The 22,690-nt window shown below is 70.7% G+C and carries 22 protein-coding genes and 1 pseudogene; 16 read left to right on the top strand and 7 right to left on the bottom strand.

From position 1 onward, the window contains the following. Nucleotides 1–141: 141 nt before the first annotated feature. The 3 genes from AB0G35_RS07625 to AB0G35_RS07615 all read left to right on the top strand — a co-directional run bounded on the left by AB0G35_RS07625 (nt 142) and on the right by AB0G35_RS07615 (nt 5,154). Nucleotides 142–1,377 (top strand): LCP family protein, encoded by a 1,236-nt coding sequence (locus AB0G35_RS07625; RefSeq protein ID WP_360945351.1) that lies wholly within the window; start codon nt 142–144, stop codon nt 1,375–1,377. A 237-nt stretch (nt 1,378–1,614) separates the two neighbouring features. After that, on the top strand, nt 1,615–3,384 hold the full coding sequence (locus AB0G35_RS07620; protein WP_360945260.1) for an LCP family protein: 1,770 nt from the start codon (nt 1,615–1,617) through the stop codon (nt 3,382–3,384). A 69-nt stretch (nt 3,385–3,453) separates the two neighbouring features. Further along, nucleotides 3,454–5,154, top strand: a complete 1,701-nt coding sequence (locus AB0G35_RS07615; protein ID WP_360945257.1) for an LCP family protein — start codon at nt 3,454–3,456, stop codon at nt 5,152–5,154. 90 nt (nt 5,155–5,244) lie between these two features. Here the strand turns inward: AB0G35_RS07615 and AB0G35_RS07610 are convergent, their stop codons facing one another. Further along, a complete protein-coding gene (locus tag AB0G35_RS07610) occupies nt 5,245–6,279 on the bottom strand; it encodes a glycosyltransferase family 2 protein (RefSeq protein WP_360945254.1) in 1,035 nt (344 codons plus the stop codon). 217 nt (nt 6,280–6,496) lie between these two features. On the opposite strand from AB0G35_RS07610, the gene AB0G35_RS07605 reads away from it, so the two are divergent. The 3 genes from AB0G35_RS07605 to AB0G35_RS07595 are packed head-to-tail and all read left to right on the top strand — an operon-like array spanning nt 6,497 to nt 9,053. After that, nucleotides 6,497–7,948, top strand: coding sequence for an LCP family protein (locus tag AB0G35_RS07605; protein ID WP_360945251.1), 1,452 nt, complete (start codon nt 6,497–6,499; stop codon nt 7,946–7,948). Between the two features lie 22 nt (nt 7,949–7,970). Continuing rightward, on the top strand, nt 7,971–8,429 hold the full coding sequence (locus AB0G35_RS07600) for a hypothetical protein (RefSeq protein ID WP_360945248.1): 459 nt from the start codon (nt 7,971–7,973) through the stop codon (nt 8,427–8,429). A gap of 42 nt (nt 8,430–8,471) precedes the next feature. Next, on the top strand, nt 8,472–9,053 hold the full coding sequence (locus tag AB0G35_RS07595) for a VanZ family protein (RefSeq protein WP_360945245.1): 582 nt from the start codon (nt 8,472–8,474) through the stop codon (nt 9,051–9,053). On the opposite strand, the gene AB0G35_RS07590 is transcribed toward AB0G35_RS07595, so the two are convergent. After that, a complete protein-coding gene (locus AB0G35_RS07590) occupies nt 9,004–9,549 on the bottom strand; it encodes an acyl-CoA thioesterase (protein WP_360945242.1) in 546 nt (181 codons plus the stop codon). The two genes, AB0G35_RS07595 and AB0G35_RS07590, sit on opposite strands and share 50 nt — an antisense overlap. A gap of 632 nt (nt 9,550–10,181) precedes the next feature. On the opposite strand from AB0G35_RS07590, the gene AB0G35_RS07585 reads away from it, so the two are divergent. The 6 genes and pseudogenes from AB0G35_RS07585 (at nt 10,182) to AB0G35_RS07560 (ending at nt 13,962) form a co-directional block, all read left to right on the top strand. Next, nucleotides 10,182–11,468: an LCP family protein gene (locus tag AB0G35_RS07585; RefSeq protein WP_360945239.1), complete on the top strand. Its 1,287-nt coding sequence runs from the start codon at nt 10,182–10,184 to the stop codon at nt 11,466–11,468. 392 nt (nt 11,469–11,860) lie between these two features. Then, the gene (locus tag AB0G35_RS07580) at nt 11,861–12,052 is read left to right on the top strand and encodes a hypothetical protein (protein WP_360945236.1); all 192 of its coding nucleotides are present in this window, start codon (nt 11,861–11,863) and stop codon (nt 12,050–12,052) included. Further along, nucleotides 12,036–12,176: pseudogene (locus AB0G35_RS07575) on the top strand (DUF6879 family protein); the annotation flags it as partial. The gene AB0G35_RS07580 and the pseudogene AB0G35_RS07575, both read left to right, overlap by 17 nt. Next, nucleotides 12,139–12,837: an IS3 family transposase gene (locus AB0G35_RS07570; protein WP_360945348.1), complete on the top strand. Its 699-nt coding sequence runs from the start codon at nt 12,139–12,141 to the stop codon at nt 12,835–12,837. The pseudogene AB0G35_RS07575 and the gene AB0G35_RS07570, both read left to right, overlap by 38 nt. 124 nt (nt 12,838–12,961) lie before the next feature. Next, nucleotides 12,962–13,660: a tyrosine-type recombinase/integrase gene (locus tag AB0G35_RS07565; protein ID WP_360945233.1), complete on the top strand. Its 699-nt coding sequence runs from the start codon at nt 12,962–12,964 to the stop codon at nt 13,658–13,660. Continuing rightward, nucleotides 13,657–13,962, top strand: coding sequence for a tyrosine-type recombinase/integrase (locus AB0G35_RS07560; protein WP_360945230.1), 306 nt, complete (start codon nt 13,657–13,659; stop codon nt 13,960–13,962). The genes AB0G35_RS07565 and AB0G35_RS07560 overlap by 4 nt, the downstream gene beginning before the upstream one ends. Before the next feature lie 199 nt (nt 13,963–14,161). Here the strand turns inward: AB0G35_RS07560 and AB0G35_RS07555 are convergent, their stop codons facing one another. Beyond that, entirely contained in the window at nt 14,162–15,334 is a 1,173-nt protein-coding gene (locus tag AB0G35_RS07555) for an acyl-CoA dehydrogenase family protein (RefSeq protein ID WP_360945227.1), read from the bottom strand. A gap of 208 nt (nt 15,335–15,542) precedes the next feature. On the opposite strand from AB0G35_RS07555, the gene AB0G35_RS07550 reads away from it, so the two are divergent. Together AB0G35_RS07550 and AB0G35_RS07545 are read left to right on the top strand one after the other, a co-directional pair. Continuing rightward, a complete protein-coding gene (locus AB0G35_RS07550; protein ID WP_360945224.1) occupies nt 15,543–16,883 on the top strand; it encodes a UDP-glucose/GDP-mannose dehydrogenase family protein in 1,341 nt (446 codons plus the stop codon). An 83-nt stretch (nt 16,884–16,966) separates the two neighbouring features. After that, entirely contained in the window at nt 16,967–17,341 is a 375-nt protein-coding gene (locus AB0G35_RS07545) for a VOC family protein (RefSeq protein ID WP_360945221.1), read from the top strand. Between the two features lie 9 nt (nt 17,342–17,350). Here AB0G35_RS07545 and AB0G35_RS07540 read toward each other — a convergent pair whose 3' ends face one another. Genes AB0G35_RS07540 through AB0G35_RS07530 form a run of 3 tightly spaced genes read right to left on the bottom strand, consistent with a single transcriptional unit; the run spans nt 17,351 to nt 20,210 of the window. Further along, nucleotides 17,351–18,538, bottom strand: a complete 1,188-nt coding sequence (locus AB0G35_RS07540; protein ID WP_360945218.1) for a dipeptidase — start codon at nt 18,536–18,538, stop codon at nt 17,351–17,353. Further along, on the bottom strand, nt 18,535–19,074 hold the full coding sequence (gene purE, locus AB0G35_RS07535; RefSeq protein WP_360945215.1) for a 5-(carboxyamino)imidazole ribonucleotide mutase: 540 nt from the start codon (nt 19,072–19,074) through the stop codon (nt 18,535–18,537). Before purE ends, AB0G35_RS07540 begins: the two co-directional genes overlap by 4 nt. After that, nucleotides 19,071–20,210: a 5-(carboxyamino)imidazole ribonucleotide synthase gene (locus AB0G35_RS07530; protein WP_360945212.1), complete on the bottom strand. Its 1,140-nt coding sequence runs from the start codon at nt 20,208–20,210 to the stop codon at nt 19,071–19,073. The genes purE and AB0G35_RS07530 overlap by 4 nt, the downstream gene beginning before the upstream one ends. Before the next feature lie 177 nt (nt 20,211–20,387). Here AB0G35_RS07530 and AB0G35_RS07525 point away from each other — a divergent pair, with 177 nt between their 5' ends. Continuing rightward, nucleotides 20,388–20,801: a protease inhibitor I42 family protein gene (locus AB0G35_RS07525; protein ID WP_360945210.1), complete on the top strand. Its 414-nt coding sequence runs from the start codon at nt 20,388–20,390 to the stop codon at nt 20,799–20,801. Between the two features lie 89 nt (nt 20,802–20,890). Further along, nucleotides 20,891–21,421: a GtrA family protein gene (locus AB0G35_RS07520; protein ID WP_360945207.1), complete on the top strand. Its 531-nt coding sequence runs from the start codon at nt 20,891–20,893 to the stop codon at nt 21,419–21,421. Between the two features lie 16 nt (nt 21,422–21,437). Here AB0G35_RS07520 and AB0G35_RS07515 read toward each other — a convergent pair whose 3' ends face one another. Continuing rightward, nucleotides 21,438–22,688: an ATP-binding protein gene (locus tag AB0G35_RS07515; RefSeq protein WP_360945204.1), complete on the bottom strand. Its 1,251-nt coding sequence runs from the start codon at nt 22,686–22,688 to the stop codon at nt 21,438–21,440. Between the last annotated feature and the right edge of the window lie 2 nt (nt 22,689–22,690).

The following is a 22,690-nucleotide window of genomic DNA, read 5'->3' as shown; positions in this document are numbered from 1 at the left end:
CGTCCGGCGGACCGCGGGGGCCCAGCGCAGGCCCGGGCGCCCGTTTCCGTCCATGCTCAGGAGATACGTACGGCCCGGCGCGGGTTCCGTCCGTCCGTCGTGACGCGGGGCCCGTGCGGGCGCTACGCCGACTCCGTGAGGATGGACGCACAGGTGACCGAGACCCCCGAGCCCCCCAGGTTCACCGGCTGGGGCGAGCGCCCGGCCAGGGGGCCGGGGCCGCGGCGGAGCGTGCCGGGCGGGCGCTGGCGGCGCCGGCTCGCGCTCGGGGCGGCCGGGGTGCTGCTGGCCGGGACGGGGGCCGGCTGGGCGCTGTACGCCAAGCTGAACGGCAACATCCACACCGACAGCGACATCGAGGCCGAGCTGCGCAAGTGGGAGTCGGAACGGCCGCCGGCGGGGCCGCCGAACGCGCAGAACCTGCTGCTGATCGGTTCCGACAGCCGCACCGGCGGCAACAGCGTGTACGGCCGGAGCAGCGGCCAGCGGTCGGACACCACGATGCTGCTGCATCTGGCGGCGGACCGGAGGAGCGCCACCGCGGTGAGCATCCCGCGGGACCTGGTGGTGCAGGTGCCGCACTGCAAGGGGGCCGACGGGCGGGAGACCGGTCCGCAGACGACGCAGTTCAACTCGGCGTTCGCGTACGGCGGGGCGGCCTGCACGATCCGGACGGTGGAGAAGCTGACCCGGATCCGGATCGACCACTACCTGATCATCGATTTCGTGGGCTTCAAGCGGATGGTGGACGCGGTGGGCGGGGTCGAGGTCTGCCTGCCCCGCGCGGTCCGGGACGACGAGGCGCACCTGGATCTGCCCGCGGGACGGCAGACGTTGCAGGGCGAGGCCGCGCTCGGATACGTGCGGGCCCGCAAGAGCCTGGGGGACGGCAGTGACACCGAGCGCATGGAGCGACAACAACGATTTCTTGGTGCTCTCGTGAAGAAAGTGCAGAGCAATGGTGTGCTGCTCAATCCGACCCGGCTGTATCCGGTTCTGGATGCCGCGACGAGTTCACTGACCACGGATGGCGGGCTGGCTTCGCTGCGCGGGCTGTACGAATTGGTGCGCAGCACTCGCGGCATTCCGACCGGCCGGGTGCAGTTGCTGACCGTGCCGCGCCGGGAGTACCGCTTCGACCCCAACCGCGACGAGCTGGTGGAACCGGATGCCGGCCGGCTCTTCGGGCGGCTGCGCAGCGATCTTCCGGTGACCGTGCAGCCGTCGCCGGGCGGCGGGGAACGGCCGGTCCGGTCCGGGGGCGGAACACCGGGCGGCGGGTCGCCGGACGACAAGCCGGGGCCCGAGCCCTCGCCTTCTGCGAGTTCAGGGCCTACCTTTCCCGGTACGACGGCGGAACGCGGGATCTGCGAATAAAGATGCCGCAAAGGACGCCCGATGACTCGAATGGATTGGGCGGATTGCCCAGTTGTAGGGAAGTGGAATTTGTCACGCGCGTCGCGTGGCGCTGAACTGGGCGGATAGTGTGAGCGGTCCGGTCCGCACCTTGCCGGACCGATGACCATGCATCTTTGACCATGCACTGCACGATCGACCTACCGAGCGCCTTGAGGGGATGGCGCCGCGTGGCACCGACGGAGGACTCAAGGCACCGTGGACGCGCAAGGCCGTGGGCAGGCGGGCGACAACAACGTGGATCCCGCCGATCAGTGGGTGTTCGATCCGGACACCGGCAACTACGAGCTGCGGCTTGACCCGGCCGGTCAAGCCCCCGCTCGGCCCTCCGACCCCAAGGCCCCCGGCTCCAGACGCGCCGCGCGGCGGCCCGGTGCCGGGGACGACACCGACACCCGGCCGCTGCCGACGCAGCGCGGGCGCCGCGGCGAGCGGGCCGAGGACGATGCGGGCGGGCGTCCGGCCGGTGGCCGGGCGGCGGCGCGGCGGGCGGCCGGCCGCACCGCGACCGGCTCCCCCTCGGTGGCGGGCCCGGCGAGCCGCCGCAAGCGCAAGCCGAAGGCGTCGGGGAAGAAGAAGGCGCTGTACTGGACGGCCGGCGTGGTCGGCTTCGTCCTGGTCGCCGGCTGCGGCGGCGCGTACTACCTGTACCAGCAGCTGGACGGGAACATCTCCAAGGTCGACGTCGGCGTGGAGAACGACGCGGTGTCCGACGGCCCGGTCAACGTGCTGATCATCGGGACGGACTCCCGGTCGGGCAAGGGCAACTCCGGCTACGGCGACGCCGGGAGCGTCGGGCACGCGGACACCACGCTCCTGATGCACATCTCCAAGGACCGGTCGAACGCCACCGCGCTGAGCATCCCGCGCGACCTGATCACCGACATCCCGAACTGCCCGACGAAGCAGAAGGACGGCTCGAAGAAGGTCATCGCCGGCGAGCACGGGGTGCGCTTCAACACCAGCCTGGGCCAGGAGGGCCGGGACCCCGGCTGCACCTGGCGCACCGTCGAGAAGCTCACCGGCCTGAAGATCAACCACTTCATGATGGCGGACTTCAACGCGGTCAAGGAGCTGTCCGACGCGGTGGACGGTGTCGAGGTCTGCGCCGGCAAGGACATCAACGACCCCAAGTCGCACCTGCACCTGAAGGCCGGCCGGCACATCGTCAAGGGCGAGCAGGCGCTGGCGTTCGTCCGCACCCGGCACGCCGTCGGAACGGGCAGCGACCTCAGCCGAATCCAGTTGCAGCAGCAGTTCCTGAGTTCGCTGATCCGCAAGCTGAAATCCGACGCGTTCTCCAGCCCCGGCAAGCTCTACGACGTCAGCCAGGCGGCGACCAGGGCGCTCACCGTCGACACCGGTATCGGCACCGTGGGCAAGATGCTGGACTTCGGCAACGACCTGAAGCGGGTCAACATCGACAAGATCACCTTCGCCACGGTCCCGGTGCTGGACAACCCCGACGACCCGGCCACCGTCATCCTGGACAAGGCGAAGGCGGACCCGCTGTTCGCGATGGTCCGGGCCGACCACCAACTGGCCAAGAAGCACAAGAGCAAGAAGAGCTCCGGGCCGGTCAAGAAGGCCCCGCCGGAGCTGGTGCGGGTCGATGTGACCAACGGCGGCGGGCCGATCGGCTCGGCCCAGGAGACCGTGGACTGGCTGCAGAACACCAAGGGCGCCCGGCTGTCCACCAACGCCGGCAACGCCCCGCAGAAGCTGTCCGCCACCCGTCTCGAATACGCCCCCAACCAGGCCGACCAGGCCGCCGCACTGGCCGACTGGATGGGCCTGCCCAAAAGCGCGCTGAAGAAGTCCGGGCAGGACGCCGGCGACCGGGTGCCGATGAAGCTGATCCTCGGCAAGGACTTCAAGGCACCGGGCACACCGATCACGGCGCCCACCGAAACCCCGGACGGGGTGCAGAACGTCAACGCAGACGACAAGAACGTCTGCGCGAAGTAACGAACGGGACCCGGCCGCCCGCACGGAGGCCGGGGCGCACCACCGGACTGACAACGGGGAGAGGGCCCAATGCGGCAGAGCAGTGTGCGTGGTGACCGATCACGCCGGCGACGGCAGCCGGACGCACAGGAGTTGGGCTGGGACGACAGCCTCTACGAGAACAAGGGGCTGCCGCCGGACGCGCCCGGCTGGACGCCGCCGGAGGGCGGCGAGGTGCCGCCCGGCGACGAGGACGGGCCCGAGGCGGGCGGCGGCCACCGCAAGGGGGGCCGGCCGGGCCGCAAGAAGGGCGGCAAGGGCCGCAAGGCGCTCCGCTGGACCGCCATATCCCTCGCCGTCCTGATAGTGGGCACCGCGGGCGCCGGCTACTGGTACTACGAGCACCTCAACGCCAACCTCCGCAAGGCCCCGCGGTCCCTGGGCGGCAACGGCCTGAAGAAGCCGGACCCCAACGCGTTCGGGCAGACCCCGCTGAACATCCTGCTGCTCGGCTCCGACGGCCGGAACAGCAAGAAGAACATCGAGCTCGGCGGCGCCCGGCAGGACGCGGACCGCAAGCCGCTGGCCGACGTCCAGATGCTGGTGCACGTCTCCGCCGACCGCAGCAACATGTCGGTGATCTCCATCCCGCGGGACACCCGGGTGACGATCCCGAAGTGCACCGACCCCAAGACCCACGAGGTCTATCCGCAGACCACCGCGCCGATCAACGAGTCGCTGCAGCACGGCGGTCCGGGCTGCACCCTGTCCACCTGGCAGGAGCTCACCGGCGTCTACATCGACCACTTCATGATGGTCGACTTCTCCGGCGTGGTGGACATGGCGGACGCCATCGGCGGCGTCCCGGTCTGCGTGCGGGCCAACGTCTACTCGCACGACAGCAAGGGCCACGGCAGCGGCCTGAAGCTCACCAAGGGCACCCACTACGTCAAGGGCGTCCAGGCGCTGCAATGGCTGCGCACCCGCTACGGCTTCGAGGACAACACCGACATCGGCCGGGCCAAGGCCCAGCACATGTACATGAACGCGATGGTCCGCCAGCTGAAGAAGGGCACCAAGCTCTCCGACCCGGGGCAGCTGCGGGACCTGGCCGAGGCCGCGACGCAGGCGCTGACCGTCGACGACGGGCTGGACACCGTCAAGAAGCTCTACGACCTCGCCGGTGACCTCAGCCGGGTGCCGACCAAGCGCATCACGATGGTCACCATGCCCTGGCAGTACGGCCCCGGTGAGCGCTACGTCCTGCCCAAGCCCGGTGACGCGGACGCGACCTTCGCGATGCTGCGCAACGACACCGCGCTCGACGGCAAGGACACCAAGAAGAAGCCCGCGCCCGACCCGAAGCCGTCAACTCCCAAGGGTCAGCTGAAGGTCGTCGTGCAGAACGGCACCAACAGCACGGTGACCGGTCCGGCCTCCGGCCGCGCCTCCGACATCCAGCGGCAGTTGGCGGGCCTGGGCTACACCGCAGCCGGCACCACCACGGTGCTCACCAGCCAGGCCGACACCACCCTGACGTACCACGGCGCGGACCACCGCGGCGATGCGCTGGCCGTGGCCAAGGCGCTCGGGCTGCCCAAGAGCGCGGTGCGGGAGTCGAGTTCGGTGAGCGGGCTGCAGCTGGTGGTCGGCAACGACTGGCGGGCGGGCACGACGTACCCGAAGCCGTCCGGCAACGACAAGCCGGCCGACAAGGCGCCGGAGAGCGCGGACGCCCAGAACGGCGAGAGCAAGGGCTGCATGAAGGTGAACCCGGACTACACGTTCTAGCGCCGTCCGCGCCTCGACATGCGAGCGGCCGCCGCTCTGCCGGGAGATCCGGCGGGGCGGCGGCCGTTGCCGTCGTCGAGGCGGCCGGGCTCAGTCCGTGCTCGTCGCCGCCGGCGCGACGACGGCCGGGCGGCGGCTGGCGATGACCTTGCGGGCCAGCGAACGGGGGCTGGTCAGGAAGCCGACGCCCCAGGACATGTGCATGGTGGCCAGCGCGACGGGGATCTGGGCGCGGGCCTTCAGGGAGAGCCCCTTGCCGGCGGGCAGCGAGCCCGCGGTGATGGCCGCCAGATAGCCGGCCGGGACGACGAAGCCCCACGGGGTGACGGCGGCGCCGACCACCAGACCGGCCGCGATCGCGCAGACCGCGGTCGGCGGGGCGAGGTAGCGCAGGTTGATCGAGCCGGCGTGGTAGCGGGCCACGACGTGGCGCCACTTGCCGTAGTCCTTGTACTGCTTCGCCAGGGCCTTGATGCTCGGGCGGGGGCGGTACTGGACCTTCAGCTCGGGCGAGAACCAGATCTGGCCGCCGGCCTCGCGGATGCGGAAGTTCAGCTCCCAGTCCTGGGCGCGGATGAACTCCTCGTTGTACCCGCCCTGCTGTTCGAGGGCCGCACGGCGGAAGACGCCGAGGTAGACGGTTTCCGCGGGGCCCGCCTCGCCGCCCGTGTGGAAGGCGGCGTTGCCCACGCCGATCTTGGAGGTCATCGCGGCGGCCACCGCGTCCTCCCAGGCGTTCTCGCCCTCGGCGTGCATGATCCCGCCGACGTTCGCGGCACCGGTCTCCTCCAGGAGGCGGACAGCGGTGGCGATGTAGTTGCGGGAGAGCATGCCGTGGCCGTCGACGCGGACCACGATCGGGTGCCGGGACGCCTTGATCGCGGCGTTCAGAGCGGCGGGGGTGCGGCCGGTGGGGTTGGGCACGGTGTGCACCCGGGGGTCCTCGGCCACCAGCTCGGCGGCGATCTCGTCGGTGCGGTCCGTGGAGGGGCCGAGGGCGATCACCACCTCCATCTCGCCGGCGTACTCCTGCTCCAGGATGTGCCGGACCGAATTACGCAGGTGACGTTCCTCATTGAGCACCGGCATGATCACGGAGACGGCCGGGGGCGGCTGCTGCGGCATGGTTCCTCGGGGGTACGGCCCGTGGCGGAGCCGCCAGGGGCGGCAGCGCCCGCCGGGAGACTGCAGGTATCGCGCTTCACGTTACCGCGAACGGGGGACCGGCCCGGACGCAGCCGGGTGGCCGGCCGGCCGGTGCCCGGCGTGTGGCGCTTTGCAGCAGATCGTATGGGCCTACGGTGTTCTCGCCGGTTCCGTCCGTACCGCGGAGGTGTCCCCCGTGACCGCGCCGTTCCGCTCCGCCCGCCGGGCCGACCGCTCCGGCGCGCACCGCCGCCCGGCGGGCCCGCGCTGGGGGCTGCGGATCGGTGCGGCCACGTCCGTGCTGCTGCTGTCGGCGAGCGGGGTGGGGCACGCCATGGTCACCGGCGTCGAGACCGGCATCGGGCGGGTGGACGCCTTCCAGGGGATGAGCAACCGGCCCGGGGGCGGCGACGGGCTGAACTTCCTGGTCGTCGGCACGGACGGGCGGGACAAGCTCACCCAGGAGGAGAAGGAGAAGTACCACCTGGGCGGTCAGCCGTGCCACTGCACGGACACCCTGATGCTGGTGCACCTGTCGGCCGACCGGGACCGCGCCAGCGTCGTCAGCCTGCCCCGTGACTCCTACGCCGAGGTGCCCGCCCATACGGACGCGGCCACCGGCCGGGCCCGCGCCGCGCACCCGATCAAGCTGAACGCGGCCTACGCCGAGGGCGGCCCCAACCTGACCGTGCGGACCGTCGAGCACATGACGGGGGTGCACATCGACCACTACCTGGAGGTCGACTTCACCAGCTTCATGCGGACCGTGGACGCGGTCGGCGGGGTGGAGATCTGCACCGCACGGCCGCTGCGCGACAGCTACACGGGGCTGAACCTGCCGGTCGGCAAGTCGCAGCTCAACGGCGGGCAGGCGCTGCAGTACGTGCGCTCGCGCCACATCGACGGCTCCGCGGACCTGGGCCGGATGCAGCGCCAGCAGCGCTTCCTGGCCGCCCTCATCCACCAGACCACCTCGTCCGGGGTGCTGATGAACCCGATCCGCTTCAAGGACGTCGCCGACACGATGCTGGCGTCCGTCCGCGCCGATCCGGGGTTCGAGGCGAACGACCTGGTCGACCTCGGTCAGGCGATGCGCGGCTTCACCCCGTCGTCGTCGGAGTTCACCTCCGTCCCGCTGGGCGACGTGGCGCAGCCGGTGCCGGGCGTCGGCTCGACCGTGCGGTGGGACCCGGTACGGGCGCCGAAGCTGTTCGCGGCGATCCGCGAGGACCGGCCGCTCGCGGTGCACCGGGACGGGCACCGGCCGCGCGCCGCGGTGGTGGACGTGCCGCCGGGCCGGGTGCAGGTGCGGGTCGACAACGGCAGCGACCGGGCGGGGCTGGCCACGACGGTGGCCCGGCAGCTGCACGCCACCGGGTTCGCCACGGTCGGCACCCCGGGCAACTCCCCGCTCGGCCGGCTGGCCCGTACGGTCATCGCCTACGACCCCCGCTGGGACCGCTCGGCCCGCTCGCTGGCCGCCGCACTGCCGGGCGCCGAGCTGCGGCCGGTGACCGGACAGGGGCCGGTGATGCGGGTGTCGGTCGGGCAGCGCCACGAGGCGGTCCGCCGGGTGCGGGCCGAGGAGCCGTCGCCGCCGGCGGGCGCGGTCTCGGCGGTCACCGGCGACCAGGCGGTGTGCCCATGAGGACGCGAAGCGAGGCCCCGGCATGAGCGTCCCCGCGCCCCGCCGCACGCCGGCCGCGCCGCCCGCGCGCCGCCCGGACGCCCGCCGCCGGGTCCGCCGGGCGTTCGTCGCGGCGGCCGCGCTGTGCCTGGTCGCGGCGACCGCCGCCGCGGCACCGCCGGCGCCCGCGGCCCCGACCGGCTGCGGGGACCTGGTCCGCGGCCAGCTGTGCCTGCGCGGCCCGGTGGGCTCCGACGGGACGTACACCGCGAGCTACCGGCGGCAGGGGGCGGCGGCCGGCCTCGGGGAGATCGCGGTGCGGCTGGGCTACCAGCGCAAGAACACCCGGATCACGGCGTTCCCCGGCTGGTTCGGCACCCGGCGGACCCGGCACGGCGCGGTGGCGCTGAGCGGCCGGGTGGAGATGCTCGCGGACGAGTGCATCCGGGGCGTCATGGAACACGCGGGAACGGTCTACGTCACCAAGTGGAGCTGCAGTTGACGCCCGGCGGGCGCCACGGACCTACTCGGAAAGGTGCACCTCGTGTGGCAGGTTGTGCTGGGCATCACCCCCACCACGGCGGCGCTGTTCCTGATCGCGGCGCTGGCGCTGGCGGCGGGGTTCGCCGTGTGGACCGCGCTGGCCCCGGCCGGCACCGCGCCGCGCACCACCGCCCGGGTCCTGCTGGCCGGCTGGCTGCTGCTGCTCCTGGCGGCGACGCTGGCACCGGCCCAGCCGATCGGCTCCGGGGACGCGACGGTGTGGTGGCGCCCTGGTGAGGGCCTGTTCGAGCTGGGCGCCCCGCTGGAGCCCGGGGAACTGACGATGCTGGTCCGGCGGCAGACGGCCAACGCCGGGCTGTTCGTGCCGGTGCCGCTGCTCCTGCGGTTCGCCGTGCCGCGGGTCCCGGCCGCGCTGGCGTTCCTGCTCGGGGTGGGGCTGTCCCTGGTGATCGAGACGGCACAGCTGCTGATGCGGGCCGGGCGGATCGCCGACATCGACGATGTGCTGTGTGCGGCGGCCGGCACCGTGATCGGCTCGGGGCTGGCGCTGCTGGGCCAGCTGGCGGTGGCCGTTATGCGTCGCCGAGGCCTTCCGCGGCGCGCCGTTCGCGCAGCTCCCTGATGGCGCGGCGGCGCGCGAGCCGGTGCGTACGGCGGATCTGCGCCTCCTGGTAGCGGCGCTTGTCCCGCTCCGTCTCGGGGATCACCGGCGGCACCGGGCGCGGCTTGCCGTGCTCGTCGACGGCGGCGAAGACGAGGTAGGCGGAGCCGACCTGCTGGGGCGGGCTGGACTCGTTCCAGCGCTCGGCCAGGACCCGCACGCCGACCTCCATCGAGGAGCGACCGGTCCAGTTGACCTGGGCCCGGACGTGCACCAGGTCGCCGATCCGGACCGGCTCCAGGAAGGCCATCTCGTCCATGGAGGCGGTCACCGCCGGCCCGCCGGAGTGCCGGCCGGCCACCGCGCCGGCGGCGTCGTCGACCAGTTTCATGATCACGCCACCGTGCACGGTCCCGAGGAGGTTGGTGTCGCCGGCCGTCATGATGTGGCTGAGCGTGATCCGGGACACGGAGGTGGGCTTGCCCACGGGTTCACGGTCGGTGACTTCTTCGCTCATGCGCCCCAGCCTATGCGGCTGCGCCTCGTCTTCCCCACGTGCCTGTCCGCCCCGCCGTGGTGGTTGCTCCCCGTTCGCGCTGGGCGGCGCCCCCTATGTACCCGTCTGCGGCGCCGCGGGGCGTCTCGCCGTGCCGCCTGCGGCGGGCTGGTGGCGGTCGGGTGCGGTTCCGGCCCTCCAGACGTCGTCCTCCGGTCCGGCCCCTCCCGTAGGGGGTAGGAAACGGCCGGCGGGGGTGCACGTCTCCGGCGTACGCGTCCGCAGTGAACGGAACCACGCCCACCCCCAACGAAAACTCCCCCCACGGGAGGGGACAGCCCGGAGGACGAAGTCTGGAGGGCTGTCACCGCGCAAAGGGCAACGGCGAGCAACAACCACGGCGGGACGGCCGGGTACGTGCGGGGCGCCGCAGACAGGTACGTGGGCAAAGCCACAAACGTCACGGCGGGACAGCCGAGCGCGTGGGAGGTATCCGGAATGGCTAGTTCCGTTCGCCCAGGTCGGAATGGTCAGAGGCCCTTGCGATATGCGGCGGAACGCCGCCGTCGCTTTGCATCAGGTCTGCAACAGCCCTGGCCCGATCCGGCACCCGCCCTATGGGGCGGGGCCCGGAGCCGTGCACACTGCCCCGTATGAATGAGTGGCCCCACGGATGGTCCGGCAACCGGAACGGCAACGGATACGGGCTCGGCAGCGGCGCCGACCCCGAGGGTGCGCGCGCCATGCCCCAGGTACGGCGTGACGTGGCCCCCGGCTACCCGCGGCAGGAGCCCCCGCTGCCGCCGTCGATGTCCCCGCGCAGGGGCGCGACCGTGCCGCCGCAGCAGTCCCAGGGCTACGACGACGCGTACGACAGCGGTTACAACACCGGCCAGGTCTACGGCGGCGGCGGTGGCGGGGGTGACCGCCACGACGACGGCTACGGCGGCGGGCGGCCGCGACCTCGCTGGGGGCGGCGCATCAAGTGGACGATCATCACCGTGGTCGTCGTCCTGGCCGTCGCCTCGGTCGCCACGTACTTCTGGGCCGACGGCAAGCTCCGCCGCCAGGTCGACCTCAGCAAGGTCATCGACCGCCCGGAGACCGGCGACGGCACGAACTACCTGATCGTCGGCTCGGACAGCCGTGAGGGCATGTCCGCCGAGCAGAAGAAGAAGCTGCACACCGGGTCCGCCGAGGGCAAGCGCACCGACTCGATGATGATCCTGCACGACGGCAGCAACGGCCCGACGCTGATCTCGCTGCCGCGTGACTCGGACGTCGAGATACCCTCCTTCGTCGGCTCGGACTCCGGCAAGAAGTACCCGGGCACCGGACGGCACACCAAGCTCAACGCGGCCTACGCCGAGGACGGCCCGGAGCTGCTGGTGCGTACCGTCGAGGCCAACACCCACCTGCACATCGACCACTACGTCGAGATCGGCTTCGCCGGTTTCGCCAACATCGTGGACGCGATCGGCGGCGTGGAGATGGACATCCCCAAGGCGTTCAAGGACAAGTGGTCCGGCGCCGACTTCCCGGCCGGCAAGCAGACCCTCAACGGTCAGCAGGCACTCGCCTTCGTCCGCACCCGGCACGCCTTCGCCGGCAGTGACCTGGACCGGACGAAGAACCAGCAGAAGTTCCTGTCGGCGCTGGCCAGCCAGACCGCCACCCCGGGCACCGTGCTCAACCCGTTCAAGCTCTACCCGGTGATGGGCGCCGGTCTGGACACGCTGATCGTCGACAAGGACATGAGCCTGTGGGACCTGGGCGAGATGTTCTTCGCGATGAAGGGCGTGACCAGCGGTGAGGGCAAGTCGATGAACATGCCGATCAACGGCTCCGCCGGCGGCAACCTGGTGTGGGACAAGGCCAAGGTGCAGCAGCTGGTCCAGCAGCTGAACAACGACGAGAAGGTCACGGTCAGCAGCAACTGACGCAGGGACCCGGCCACGGGAAGGGGCCACGGCGGTCCGGGCCCCTTCCTGTCTGCCGTGGTGCTTACTGGGGCAGGTTGCGCGCCATCACGATGCGCTGGACCTGGTTGGTGCCCTCGTAGATCTGCGTGCTTTACAGGTCATACGGCTCTGACCTGCACGGACACCCCTCCCTGGAGGGTCCTCCCCAGCATTTCCCCATGATCGTCAGGAGTCTGCCCAGGTCGGCGCCGTACCAGCGGCAGCCTCCCCGACCGGCCGGAGGAGCGGCAGGCTCCGGGGAGGTTACGCGGTTTCCCGTTCCGTCAACCGTGATCGCTTGACCCGCGCGCCCTGGCCTCGGGAGCATCAACCCAGATGCGGGGTCCTGGCAGCACGGGGAGACCCAGACCATGAAGGTCACCAAGCTGGTCAGCACGTGCGACATCACGGACTGCCCCACGATCTACGCGACGGATCGCGGCACGCTCTTGGTTCAGGGGGAGGCTGCGTCCGATCAAGGGCTTCAGATTCCCGCTCACGAAACCCTGGTCGAGATCCCGATGGAACTGATCCAGAAGGCCATCCGTGACAACCTCATCTAGGACCCTCGGCGACCTCTTCGACACGTTCCAGCGTGAGGCGTTCCGGCTCGAAACCCTCGACGACTACAGCAAGTCGGGGAACGTCGATACCTATCACGCGTTCCTGGCCGGGGAGCAGCAGCCGGCACCGGGACCGCTTCGGCGGCGTCGAGCCGATCTGCAGAGCCCTTACCGAACACGACTGCAAGATCGCCCCCTCTACCTACTACGCCCACCACAAACGCCGGAGCAAGCCCTCGGCCAGGACCGTGCGGGACGCCGGACTCAAGGAACAGATCACCAAGGTCTTCGAGGCCGACTACCGCGTCTACGGAGCGAGAAAGATCTGGCGTGAGCTGAACCGGCAGGGCCACCGCGCGGCCCGCTGCACCGTCGAACGCCTGATGCGCGAACTCGGCATCACCGGAGCGGTCCGCGGCAGACGCGTGATCACCACGCTGCCTGGCGGGCAGGTGGACCGGGCGCCGGACCTGCTGGACCGCGACTTCGTCGCCGTCACCCCGAACCGCTGCTGGGTCGCGGACTTCACCCACGTGAAAACCTGGGCCGGTGTCGTCTACGTCGCCTTCGTCGTGGACACGTTCTCCCGCCGGATCGTCGGCTGGTCCGCGGCCACCGTGAAGGAAACGGTCTTCGTCCTGGACGCCCTGGAGATGGCCGTGTGGCAACGTGATCGCGACCAACACCCGGTACAGCCAGGCGAGTTGATCCACCACTCGGACGCCGGGTCGCAATATACGAGCTTCCGGCTCGCCGAGCAGATCGCAGACTCCACGGTGAGATAGGCCACGTTCCGCCCGTCGAGTACGAGGCCAACCACTACACGGAATCCATGAAACCCCAGGTCACAACCACAATCTGAGATCTCTATTGAACCCGGGGCGGTTCAGAACGTACCTCGACGATCGGTTGGGCAAGCAGCCGGTGACGGCCGTCTGGGAGCAGTGGACCAATCAAAGGAAGCTGGAGAACAGCACCAAGAAGCAGTACCCATCCATTCTCAACACGACCATTGAGCCGTTCTTCAAGGCCCGTTCGATCTTGTCCCTGAAGGTTGCCGACGTTGAGCAGTGGCTCTTGTGGATGGAGCGGGACCGGAAGCTGTCGGCGCGCACTCGACGCCAACGATTCTCGTTCTTCTCCGGGATGATGGACTGGGCCGTCGTCAACGGGATCATCGGCCGGAACCCGTGCAAGAAGGTCAAGGGCGCAGGGAGCCGCGCCAAGGAGATCAGGGAGCACAAGAGCACCGCGCGGCGACTCACGACGCGGGAAGTTCTGGCGATGCTGGATGCCGCTCCTCCGCGATACCGCGCGATGCTGTGGCTCATGGCCGGGTGCGGCCTTCGGCTGGGTGAGGCCATGGCGGTGTCCCGCGATCAGATCGACTTCAAGGCCGAGACGCTTCGCGTCGACTTCCAGATTGCGGAGGACGGAGACACCGAGTCGGGGAAGAACAGCGCGATCCAGCGTCGGCACATCAAGGCTCGTGGCGAAGGCGAGCCAGGGCGTTCCGTCCCCTCCCGCCGAACGTCGCCTTCGAGCTTCGGCGGCACATCAAGAACCACGGCGCATGGGGGCCGGAGCGGCTTCTCTTCCCCAACGTGACGCGGACTGGCTACCTCTACGCGCCGTACTTCTACCCGAAGATCTGGATGGAGGCTCTGGGTAAGGGACAGGTGAAGTACTGCAAGGCGCACTCACTCCGGCACTACTACGGGTCGCGGTTGCTGTACGCCGGAGTCCCCGAGAACGATGTGGCCGACTGGACGGGCCACAGCAGTACGGACGTGCTGAGGGAGCACTACCACCACATCTTCGAAGGGGCCGAGCAGCGTGGTCGGGCCGCCATCGCGACGATGTTGACGCCCGGCGCCGACGACCCGACGGAGGCATCAGAGGTCGCCTGATACGCGTATGACAACAGCCCCCGGCGACGCGCCAGGGGCTGTGTTGTTTGTGCAGGTCAGTGGCTGTTTTCAGCCCGGCATCCGCCCAGGATTCCCCCAGCATGACGCCCAGGAACGACTCTGATCGGGCCGCAACGGGCAGAAAGCCGAGGGTGTCCCTGCGGGCCTTCGAAACAGCTTCTGACCTGCAAAAACCCTGCTAGGGAAGGTTCCTTGCCATCACGATCCGCTGCACTTGGTTCGTGCCCTCATAAATCTGGGTGATCTTGGCGTCCCGCATCATCCGCTCCAGCGGGTAGTCGCGGGTGTAGCCGTAGCCGCCGAGCAGCTGGACCGCGTCGGTGGTGATCTCCATGGCGGCGTCCGAGGCGTAGCACTTGGCCGCGGCGCCGAAGAAGGTCAGGTCCTCGTCCTTGCCGCCGGCGGATATCCGCTCGGAGCGGGCCGCCGCGGCGTAGGTGAGCTGACGGGCCGCCTCCAGCTTCATCGCCATGTCGGCGAGCATGAACTGGATGCCCTGGAAGTCGCCGATCGGCTTGCCGAACTGCTTGCGCTCCCGGACGTAGCCCTTGGCGTAGTCCAGCGCGCCCTGGGCGATGCCGAGCGCCTGGGCCGCGATGGTGATGCGGGTGTGGTCCAGGGTCTTCATGGCCGTGGCGAAGCCGGTGCCCTCCTCGCCGATCATGCGGTCGGCGGGGATGCGGACGTTGTCGAGGTAGACCTCGCGGGTCGGGGAGCCCTTGATGCCGAGCTTCTTCTCGGGGGCGCCGAAGGAGACGCCCTCGTCGCCCTTCTCGACGACGAAGGCCGATATGCCCTTGGAGCGCTTCTCCGGGTCGGTGACCGCCATCACGGTGTAGTACTCGCTGACGCCGGCGTTGGTGATCCAGCGCTTGACGCCGTTGAGGACGTAGTGGTCGCCGTCCCGCACGGCCTTGGTCTTCATGCCGGCCGCGTCGGAACCGGCGTCCGGCTCGCTCAGGCAGTACGAGAACATCGCGTCGCCGCCCGCGAGCGGGGCCAGGTACTTCTTCTTCAGCTCCTCGGAGCCGGAGAGGATCACCGGCAGCGAGCCGAGCTTGTTGACGGCCGGGATGAGGGAGGACGAGGCGCAGACCCGGGCGACCTCCTCGATGACGATGACGGTCGCCAGCGCGTCGGCGCCGGCACCGCCGTAGGACTCGGGTACGTGGACGGCGTGCAGGTCGTTGGCGACCAGCGCGTCCAGCGCCTCCTGGGGGAAGCGGGCCTCCTCGTCCACCGCGGCGGCGAACGGCGCGATCTTCGCCTCGGCGAGCGAGCGCACCGACTCGCGGAGCATGTCGTGCTCCTCGGACGGCCGGTACAGATCGAAATCAGCGGTTCCCGCCACTAACTCTCACTCCCCTGTGAGCTCCCGGCAGTGCTAACTACCGTTAAGTAACACTTTACCTCTCCGGATTCTAGGCGCCGGGCCCGGCCTGCGGATACGTGAGGTTGCCGACAGTTACGGTCCTGCCCGCCGCACGACTGGAGTAGGCCATTCCCCTCGCGACTATGCTCGGTCCGGCCGTTTCCGTCAGCATGCGTCTGGAGCACCCATGGCCCTCAAGATCACCGTGATCGGCACCGGCTACCTCGGCGCCACCCACGCCGCAGCCATGGCCGAGCTCGGCTTCGAGGTGCTGGGGCTCGACGTGGTCCCCGAGAAGATCGAGATGCTGCAGCGCGGCGAGGTCCCGATGTACGAGCCGGGGCTGGAGGAGCTGCTGCGCCGCCATGTCGCCGGCATCGAGGGCTCCACCGGCCGGCTGCGCTTCACCACCTCCTACGAGGAGGCCGGCGCGTTCGGCGACGTCCACTTCGTCTGCGTGAACACCCCGCAGAAGCACGGCGAGTACGCCTGCGACATGAGTTACGTGGACAGCGCCTTCGACGCGCTGGCGCCGCATCTGACCCGGCCCACGCTGGTGGTCGGCAAGTCGACGGTGCCGGTGGGCAGCGCGGCCCGGCTCGCCGAGCGGCTGGCGGCCGCCGCCCCGGCCGGTCCGGCGGCCGAGCTGGCCTGGAACCCGGAGTTCCTGCGCGAGGGCTTCGCCGTCCAGGACACCCTGCACCCCGACCGGATCGTCGCCGGTGTGGCCGGTGAGCGGGGCGAGGAACTGCTGCGCGAGGTCTACGCCACACCGATCGCCGAGGGCTCGCCGTTCATCGTCATGGACTACCCGACGGCCGAGCTGGTGAAGACCTCCGCCAACTCCTTCCTGGCGACGAAGATCTCCTTCATCAACGCGATGGCCGAGGTCTGCGAGGCGGCCGACGGCGACGTGGTGAAGCTCGCCGAGGCGATCGGGCACGACGACCGGATCGGCAAGAAGTTCCTGCGGGCCGGCATCGGCTTCGGCGGCGGCTGCCTGCCCAAGGACCTCCGCGCCTTCATGGCCCGCGCCGGCGAACTGGGCGCCGACCAGGCGCTGACCTTCCTCCGCGAGATCGACTCGATCAACATGCGGCGCCGCGGCCACATGGTCGAACTGGCCCGGGACGCGGTCGGCGGCGGCTTCCTCGGCAAGCGGGTCGCCGTCCTCGGCGCGACCTTCAAGCCGGACTCGGACGACGTCCGGGACTCCCCCGCGCTCAACGTCGCCGGCCAGATCCACCTCCAGGGCGGCCAGGTCACCGTCTACGACCCCAAGGGCATGGAGAACGCGCGCCGGCTCTTCCCGACGCTGGGTTACGCGGACACCGCACTGGACGCGGTGCGCGGCGCGGACGTGGTGCTGCACCTGACGGAGTGGCGCGAATTCCGCGAGCTGGACCCGGCGGCCCTGGCCGAGGTCACCACCGAGCGCCGCATCCTGGACGGCCGCAACGCCCTCGACCCCCAACTCTGGCGCAAGGCCGGCTGGACGTACCGCGCGCTCGGACGCCCTCGGGCGTAGCCCCACGGGGTGCCTCCCACGTACCTGTCTGAGGCGCCGTAAAGCGCAACGGCGGCACCCCGTGGCGGAGCTATCGTGGCCGCATGAGTCTGATCCGTTTTGGTGTCACCGTGTTGGACTGTCCCGACCACGCCGCGCTCGCGGAGTTCTATGCGCAGATGCTCGACTGGCGGGTGACGGAGGGCGAGGACGACGACTGGATCGAGGTCGCCGGGCCCGATGGGCGCACGCTGGCCTTCCAGAAGGTGGCGGAGGGGTACCGGCCGCCGCAGTGGCCGGGCCAGGAGGTGCCGCAGCAGCTGCACCTGGACTTCGACGTGGCCCGGGCGGACATCGACGAGGCCGAGCGCAAGGTCGTCGGGCTGGGCGCGAAGCTCGTCCAGCACGACGAAGGGGTGCGCAACTTCCGGGTCTATCTCGACCCCGCCGGGCACCCCTTCTGCCTCTGCCTCACGTAACGGCCGCGATCAGCCGTCCAGTTGGTCGATCGTCGCGTGGGACGGGCCGCGCCGCTGCCGCTCGGCGCGTGCCACGTCCTCCGCGGCGCGCAGCGTACGGACCGCGTTCTGCCAGGTCAGCTTGGCCAGGTCGGCCTCGGACCAGTTGCGGTCCAGCAGTTCGGCGATCAGGTTCGGGTAGCCCGCGACGTCCGCCAGGTCGTCGGGGGTGAAGGCGGTCCCGTCGAAGTCGCCGCCGATGCCGATGTGGTCGACGCCGGCGACCTCGCGCATGTGGTCGAGGTGGTCGGCGACGGTGGCCGCGGTGGCCTTCGGCCGCGGGTGGGCCGCTTCGAAGGCCTGGTGGACGGCCATGCCCTCCTCCGTGGTGTCGAGGTGGTGCAGGCCGTGGGCGCGCATGTTCTCGTCGGCCCGCCGCGTCCACTCCACCGCCTCGGGCAGCACGAACTTCGGCACGAAGGTGGCCATCGCGATGCCGCCGTTGGCGGGCAGCTGGGCCAGTACGTCGTCGGGGACGTTGCGCGGGTGGTCGCAGACGGCCCGCGCGGAGGAGTGCGAGAAGATCACCGGTGCGGTGCTGACCCGCAGGGCGTCGCGCATGGTGTCCGCGGAGACGTGCGAGAGGTCGACCAGCATGCCGCAGCGGTTCATCTCCCGGACGACCTCCTCGCCGAAGGCGGACAGGCCGTTGTGGCGCGGCTCGTCGGTCGCCGAATCCGCCCAGTCGATGGTGTCGTTGTGGGTGAGGGTCATATAGCGCACGCCCAGCTGGTGCAGGGTGCGCAGGGTGGCGAGCGAGTTGTTGATGGAGTGGCCGCCCTCGGCGCCCATCAGGGAGGCGATCCGGCCCTCGGCGCGGGCCGCCTCGATGTCGTCGGCGGTGCGTGCCAGGCGCAGCGCGTCCGGGTAGCGGGCGACCAACTGCCGTACCGCGTCGATCTGTTCGAGGGTGGCGCTGACCGCGGTGTCGCCGGCGTAGTCGGCGCGTACGTAGACCGACCAGAACTGCGCGCCGACCCCGCCGGCCCGCAGTCGCGGCAGGTCGGTGTGCAGGGTGGCGGACTGGTCGGTGGCGAGGTCGCGCCGGTCGAGGTCGTAGCGGACCTGCTCGCGCAGGGCCCACGGCAGGTCGTTGTGGCCGTCGACGACGGGCCAGCGGTCGAGCAGTTCCCGGGCGGCGTCCCGGGAGCTGCTCACTTGGCACCCCCGAAGCCGAAGCCGTTGGGGGTGGCGACCTTGTTGCGCAGCCGCTTGCCCTTCTCGGTGGCCTGGTCGTTCAGCTCCTGCTGGAAGTCGCGCATCCGGCCGAGGAGTTCGGGGTCGTGCGCGGCGAGCATCCGGGCGGCGAGCAGTCCGGCGTTGCGGGCCCCGCCGACGGAGACGGTGGCGACCGGGACGCCGGCCGGCATCTGCACGATGGAGAGCAGGGAGTCCATGCCGTCCAGGTACTTGAGCGGGACGGGGACGCCGATGACGGGCAGCGGGGTGACCGAGGCGAGCATGCCGGGGAGGTGGGCCGCGCCGCCCGCGCCGGCGATGATCACCTTCAGGCCGCGGTCGGCCGCGTCCTCGCCGTACGTGATCATCTCGCGGGGCATCCGGTGCGCCGAGACGACGTCGACCTCGTGCGGGATCTCGAACTCGGCGAGGGCCTGGGCGGCGGCCTCCATGACGGGCCAGTCGGAGTCGGAGCCCATGACGATGCCGACCAGGGGGGACGCGGGAGAGCTCATTCGGTGATCGTTCCTCGCAGGTAGCCGGCGGCGTGTGCGGCGCGCTCGCGCACATCCGCCAGGTCGTCGCCGTAGGTGTTGACGTGTCCGACCTTACGGCCGGGCTTCACGTCCTTGCCGTACATATGGATCTTCAGCTGCGGGTCCCGCGCCATGCAATGGAGATACGCGTAGTACATGTCGGGGTAGTCGCCGCCGAGGACGTTGGCCATCACCGTCCAGCGGGCGCGCGGGCGCGGGTCGCCGAGCGGGAGGTCGAGCACGGCACGGACGTGGTTGGCGAACTGCGAGGTGATCGCGCCGTCCTGGGTCCAGTGGCCGGAATTGTGCGGGCGCATGGCGAGCTCGTTGACGAGGATCCGGCCGTCGGCGGTCTCGAAGAGCTCGACGGCGAGGTGGCCGACGACGCCGAGTTCCTGGCCGATCCGCAGCGCGAGTTCCTGGGCCTGGCCGGCCAGCTCGGGGTCGAGGCCGGGTGCCGGGGCGATCACCGTGTCGCAGACGCCGTCGACCTGGATGGATTCCACGACCGGGTAGGCGACGGCCTGGCCGTGCGGGGAGCGGACGATGTTGGCCGCGAGTTCGCGGGCGAAATCGACCTTTTCCTCCGCGAGGACGGGCACCCCGGCGCGGAACGGCTCGGCAGCCTCCTTGGAGGATCGCACGACCCAGACGCCCTTGCCGTCGTAGCCCCCTCGGACGGTCTTGAGGACCACCGGGAAGCCCTCACCCTCCTCGGCGAACCGCACCACGTCCTCGGGGTCCGAGACGATGCGGTGGCGCGGGCAGGGCGCGCCGATCGCGTCCAGCTTCGCCCGCATCACGCCCTTGTCCTGGGCGTGCACCAGCGCGTCGGGACCGGGCCGGACGGGGATGCCGTCGGCCTCCAGGGCCCGCAAGTGCTCGGTGGGCACGTGCTCGTGGTCGAAGGTGATCACGTCGCAGCCGCGGGCGAAGGCGCGCAGGGTGTCCAGATCGCGGTAGTCGCCGATGACGACTTCGCTGACCACCTGGGCCGCCGAATCCTGCGGCGTGTCACTGAGGAGCTTGAACTTGATGCCGAGGGGGATACCCGCCTCGTGGGTCATACGGGCGAGCTGACCGCCGCCGACCATGCCGACTACCGGGAACGTCACGCCCCCAGGGTATCCGTACGCCGACGTTCCGCATGACCCGGCCTTGGATGATCCTCCGAGTTCGCACGTTCGAAGATCGCCGGTGGAAGATCGTCACGGGTCGTTAGTCTCGGGCCGGGCAGCCGGTACCGGGGCGACGCCCGGTGCGCGGCCCGGGCCCGGCGAAGGGGAGGCCGGATGGAGAACAGCGGCATATCCAGGGGCGCCAGGACGCTGGTGATCGTCATCGCGATCGCCGCGCTGCTGATCGCCCTGCACTCCGTTTTCAGCCAATTGTCCGCGCCGAAGGTCTACGGTCCGGACGACACCGAGATCGCGGTGTCGGCCGGCGACCGGTTCAGCGTGCAGCCCGCCGACGACCCCGGCGGCTTCCGCTGGATCGTCGCCGAGCCCCGGCCCGACCCGGCCGTCCTGCGGCCCACGGGCGCCCACGAGGCCCGGGGCGGCGCCGGCCCGGTCCGCTACCTCGACTTCGAGGCGGTCCGCCCGGGCCGTACGGACTTACGTCTGGTGCGCTGCCGGCGCTGCTCAGCGGGGGCGGCCGACGAGCCGGGCGCCCGCACCCTCAACTTCCGCGTCACGGTCGGCTGAGCGCTTCCGGCGGGCGTGGTTAGCATGAGGGTGCGGACCAAGGTTGACGGCCGCGCACACCGCCCACGACGGGGAGCTGAACGAGCACCATGAGTGAACGGAGCGCACTGCGGTCGAGGCTGGAGGCGCTCACCCGTGAAGTGGTGAAGTTCGGTGCCGTCGGGGGCGCGGGCGTCGTGGTCAACTTCGTGGTCTTCAACCTCGTACGGCACCTGACCGACGTGCCCGTGGTGCGGGCGAGCATCATCGCCACGGTCGTGGCGACCGGCACCAACTACCTCGGCTACCGCTACTTCACCTACCGGGACCGCGACAAGCACGGCCGCACGAAGGAGCTGACGCTCTTCCTGCTGTTCAGCGCGGTCGGTCTGGTCATCGAGAACGGCCTGCTCTACATCGCGACGTACGGCTTCCACTGGGACACCCCGCTGGAGAACAACGTCTTCAAGTTCCTCGGCATCGGGCTCGCCACGCTCTTCCGCTTCTGGTCGTACCGCACCTGGGTGTTCCGTACGCTGCCGGCCCGCGAGGCGATAGAGACGGCGGAGTCCTTCCTCGCCGACGGCGCGCACGAGCGGCACCGCACCTCGCACGTCCGGCGGCCCGCCTCCCGCAAGTAGCCGCGGCGCGTACGCCTCACTCCTCGGCGGGCGGCTCGGCCTCCCGGGCCAGGAACAGCGCGAAGACCGGCGGATGTTGCTGCAGCAGCTCCAGCCGCCCGCCGTCCGCCTCCGCCAGGTCCCGTGCGACGGCCAGGCCCAGGCCCGTGGAATTGCGGCCGGAGACGGTCCGCTCGAAGACCCGCGAGCCGAGGTCCGGCGGCACTCCGGGCCCGGCGTCGGTGACCTCGACGACGGCCTGGTTGCCGGTGACGCGGGTACGCAGCGCGACCGTGCCGTCACCGTGCATCAGCGAGTTCTCGATCAGCGTGGCCAGCACCTGGGCGACCGCGCCCGGGGTGCCGACGGCCCGCAGGCCCTTCTTGCCGGAGCGGACGATGGCCCGCCCCGCGCTGCGGTAGGCCGGCCGCCACTCCTCGATCTGCTGCTTGACGACCTCGTCCAGGTCGAAGGCGACCGCGGAGCCGCTGCGCGGGTCGCGGGAGTTGGTCAGCAGCCGCTGCACGACGTCGGTCAGCCGCTCCACCTGGGCCAGCGCGATGGTGGCCTCTTCCTTCACGGTGTCCGGGTCGTCGGTGAGGGTGATCTCCTCCAGCCGCATCGACAGCGCGGTCAGCGGCGTCCGCAGCTGGTGCGAGGCGTCCGCGGCCAGCCGCCGCTCGGCGGTCAGCATCCGGGCGATCCGCTCGGCGCTGGCGTCGAGCACATCGGCGACCCGGTCCAGCTCCTGCACGCCGTAGCGGCGGTGGCGTGGGCGGGGGTCGCCGGAGCCGAGCCGCTCGGCGGTCTCGGCGAGGTCGGTCAGCGGCGCGGTCAGCCGGCGGGCCTGGCGGACGGCCAGCACGACGGCCGCGAGGATCGCCAGCAGCGCGACGGCCAGGATGACCAGCAGCGTCCGGCCGATCTCCGCGCTGATCGTGGACCGGGACTCCTGGACCGTGACGGATTCGCCGCGGTCGCCGTGCACGGTCGACTGGATGACGTCGCCGGCGGGGCGCTGCCCGATCTCGATCGGTGGTTTGCCGGGCACCTTGATCTCGGCGTGCCGCTTGGCGGTGATCTGCTCGGAGAGGACGTCGGGGGTGATCTTCTCCCCGCTGCCGAGCCGGCTCTCCACTATCCCGACCAGCCGGACCGCCTCGGACGCCACGCTCTCCTGCGCGCCGGCCTGGATCGTCCGGGTCTCGACGATGACGAGGGAGACGCCGAAGACGGCGATCACGACGAGGACCACGGCGAGCGTGGAGTTGATCAGGCGGCGGCGCACGG

This window comes from Streptomyces sp. NPDC021749, from assembly GCF_040640655.1.
Lineage (GTDB): Bacteria > Actinomycetota > Actinomycetes > Streptomycetales > Streptomycetaceae > Streptomyces.
This window is presented reverse-complemented; position numbering and strand designations above follow the sequence as displayed.

Excerpts from the sequence above, each read along its gene's own strand:
- AB0G35_RS07625 (WP_360945351.1), top strand. The coding sequence starts at position 142 with ATGGACGCACAGGTGACCGAGACCCCCGAGCCCCCCAGGTTCACCGGC.
- AB0G35_RS07615 (WP_360945257.1), top strand. The coding sequence starts at position 3,454 with ATGCGGCAGAGCAGTGTGCGTGGTGACCGATCACGCCGGCGACGGCAG.
- AB0G35_RS07610 (WP_360945254.1), bottom strand. The coding sequence starts at position 6,279 with ATGCCGCAGCAGCCGCCCCCGGCCGTCTCCGTGATCATGCCGGTGCTC.
- AB0G35_RS07600 (WP_360945248.1), top strand. The coding sequence starts at position 7,971 with ATGAGCGTCCCCGCGCCCCGCCGCACGCCGGCCGCGCCGCCCGCGCGC.
- AB0G35_RS07590 (WP_360945242.1), bottom strand. The coding sequence starts at position 9,549 with ATGAGCGAAGAAGTCACCGACCGTGAACCCGTGGGCAAGCCCACCTCC.
- AB0G35_RS07585 (WP_360945239.1), top strand. The coding sequence starts at position 10,182 with ATGAATGAGTGGCCCCACGGATGGTCCGGCAACCGGAACGGCAACGGA.
- AB0G35_RS07580 (WP_360945236.1), top strand. The coding sequence starts at position 11,861 with ATGAAGGTCACCAAGCTGGTCAGCACGTGCGACATCACGGACTGCCCC.
- AB0G35_RS07550 (WP_360945224.1), top strand. The coding sequence starts at position 15,543 with ATGGCCCTCAAGATCACCGTGATCGGCACCGGCTACCTCGGCGCCACC.
- AB0G35_RS07545 (WP_360945221.1), top strand. The coding sequence starts at position 16,967 with ATGAGTCTGATCCGTTTTGGTGTCACCGTGTTGGACTGTCCCGACCAC.
- purE (WP_360945215.1), bottom strand. The coding sequence starts at position 19,074 with ATGAGCTCTCCCGCGTCCCCCCTGGTCGGCATCGTCATGGGCTCCGAC.
- AB0G35_RS07525 (WP_360945210.1), top strand. The coding sequence starts at position 20,388 with ATGGAGAACAGCGGCATATCCAGGGGCGCCAGGACGCTGGTGATCGTC.
- AB0G35_RS07520 (WP_360945207.1), top strand. The coding sequence starts at position 20,891 with ATGAGTGAACGGAGCGCACTGCGGTCGAGGCTGGAGGCGCTCACCCGT.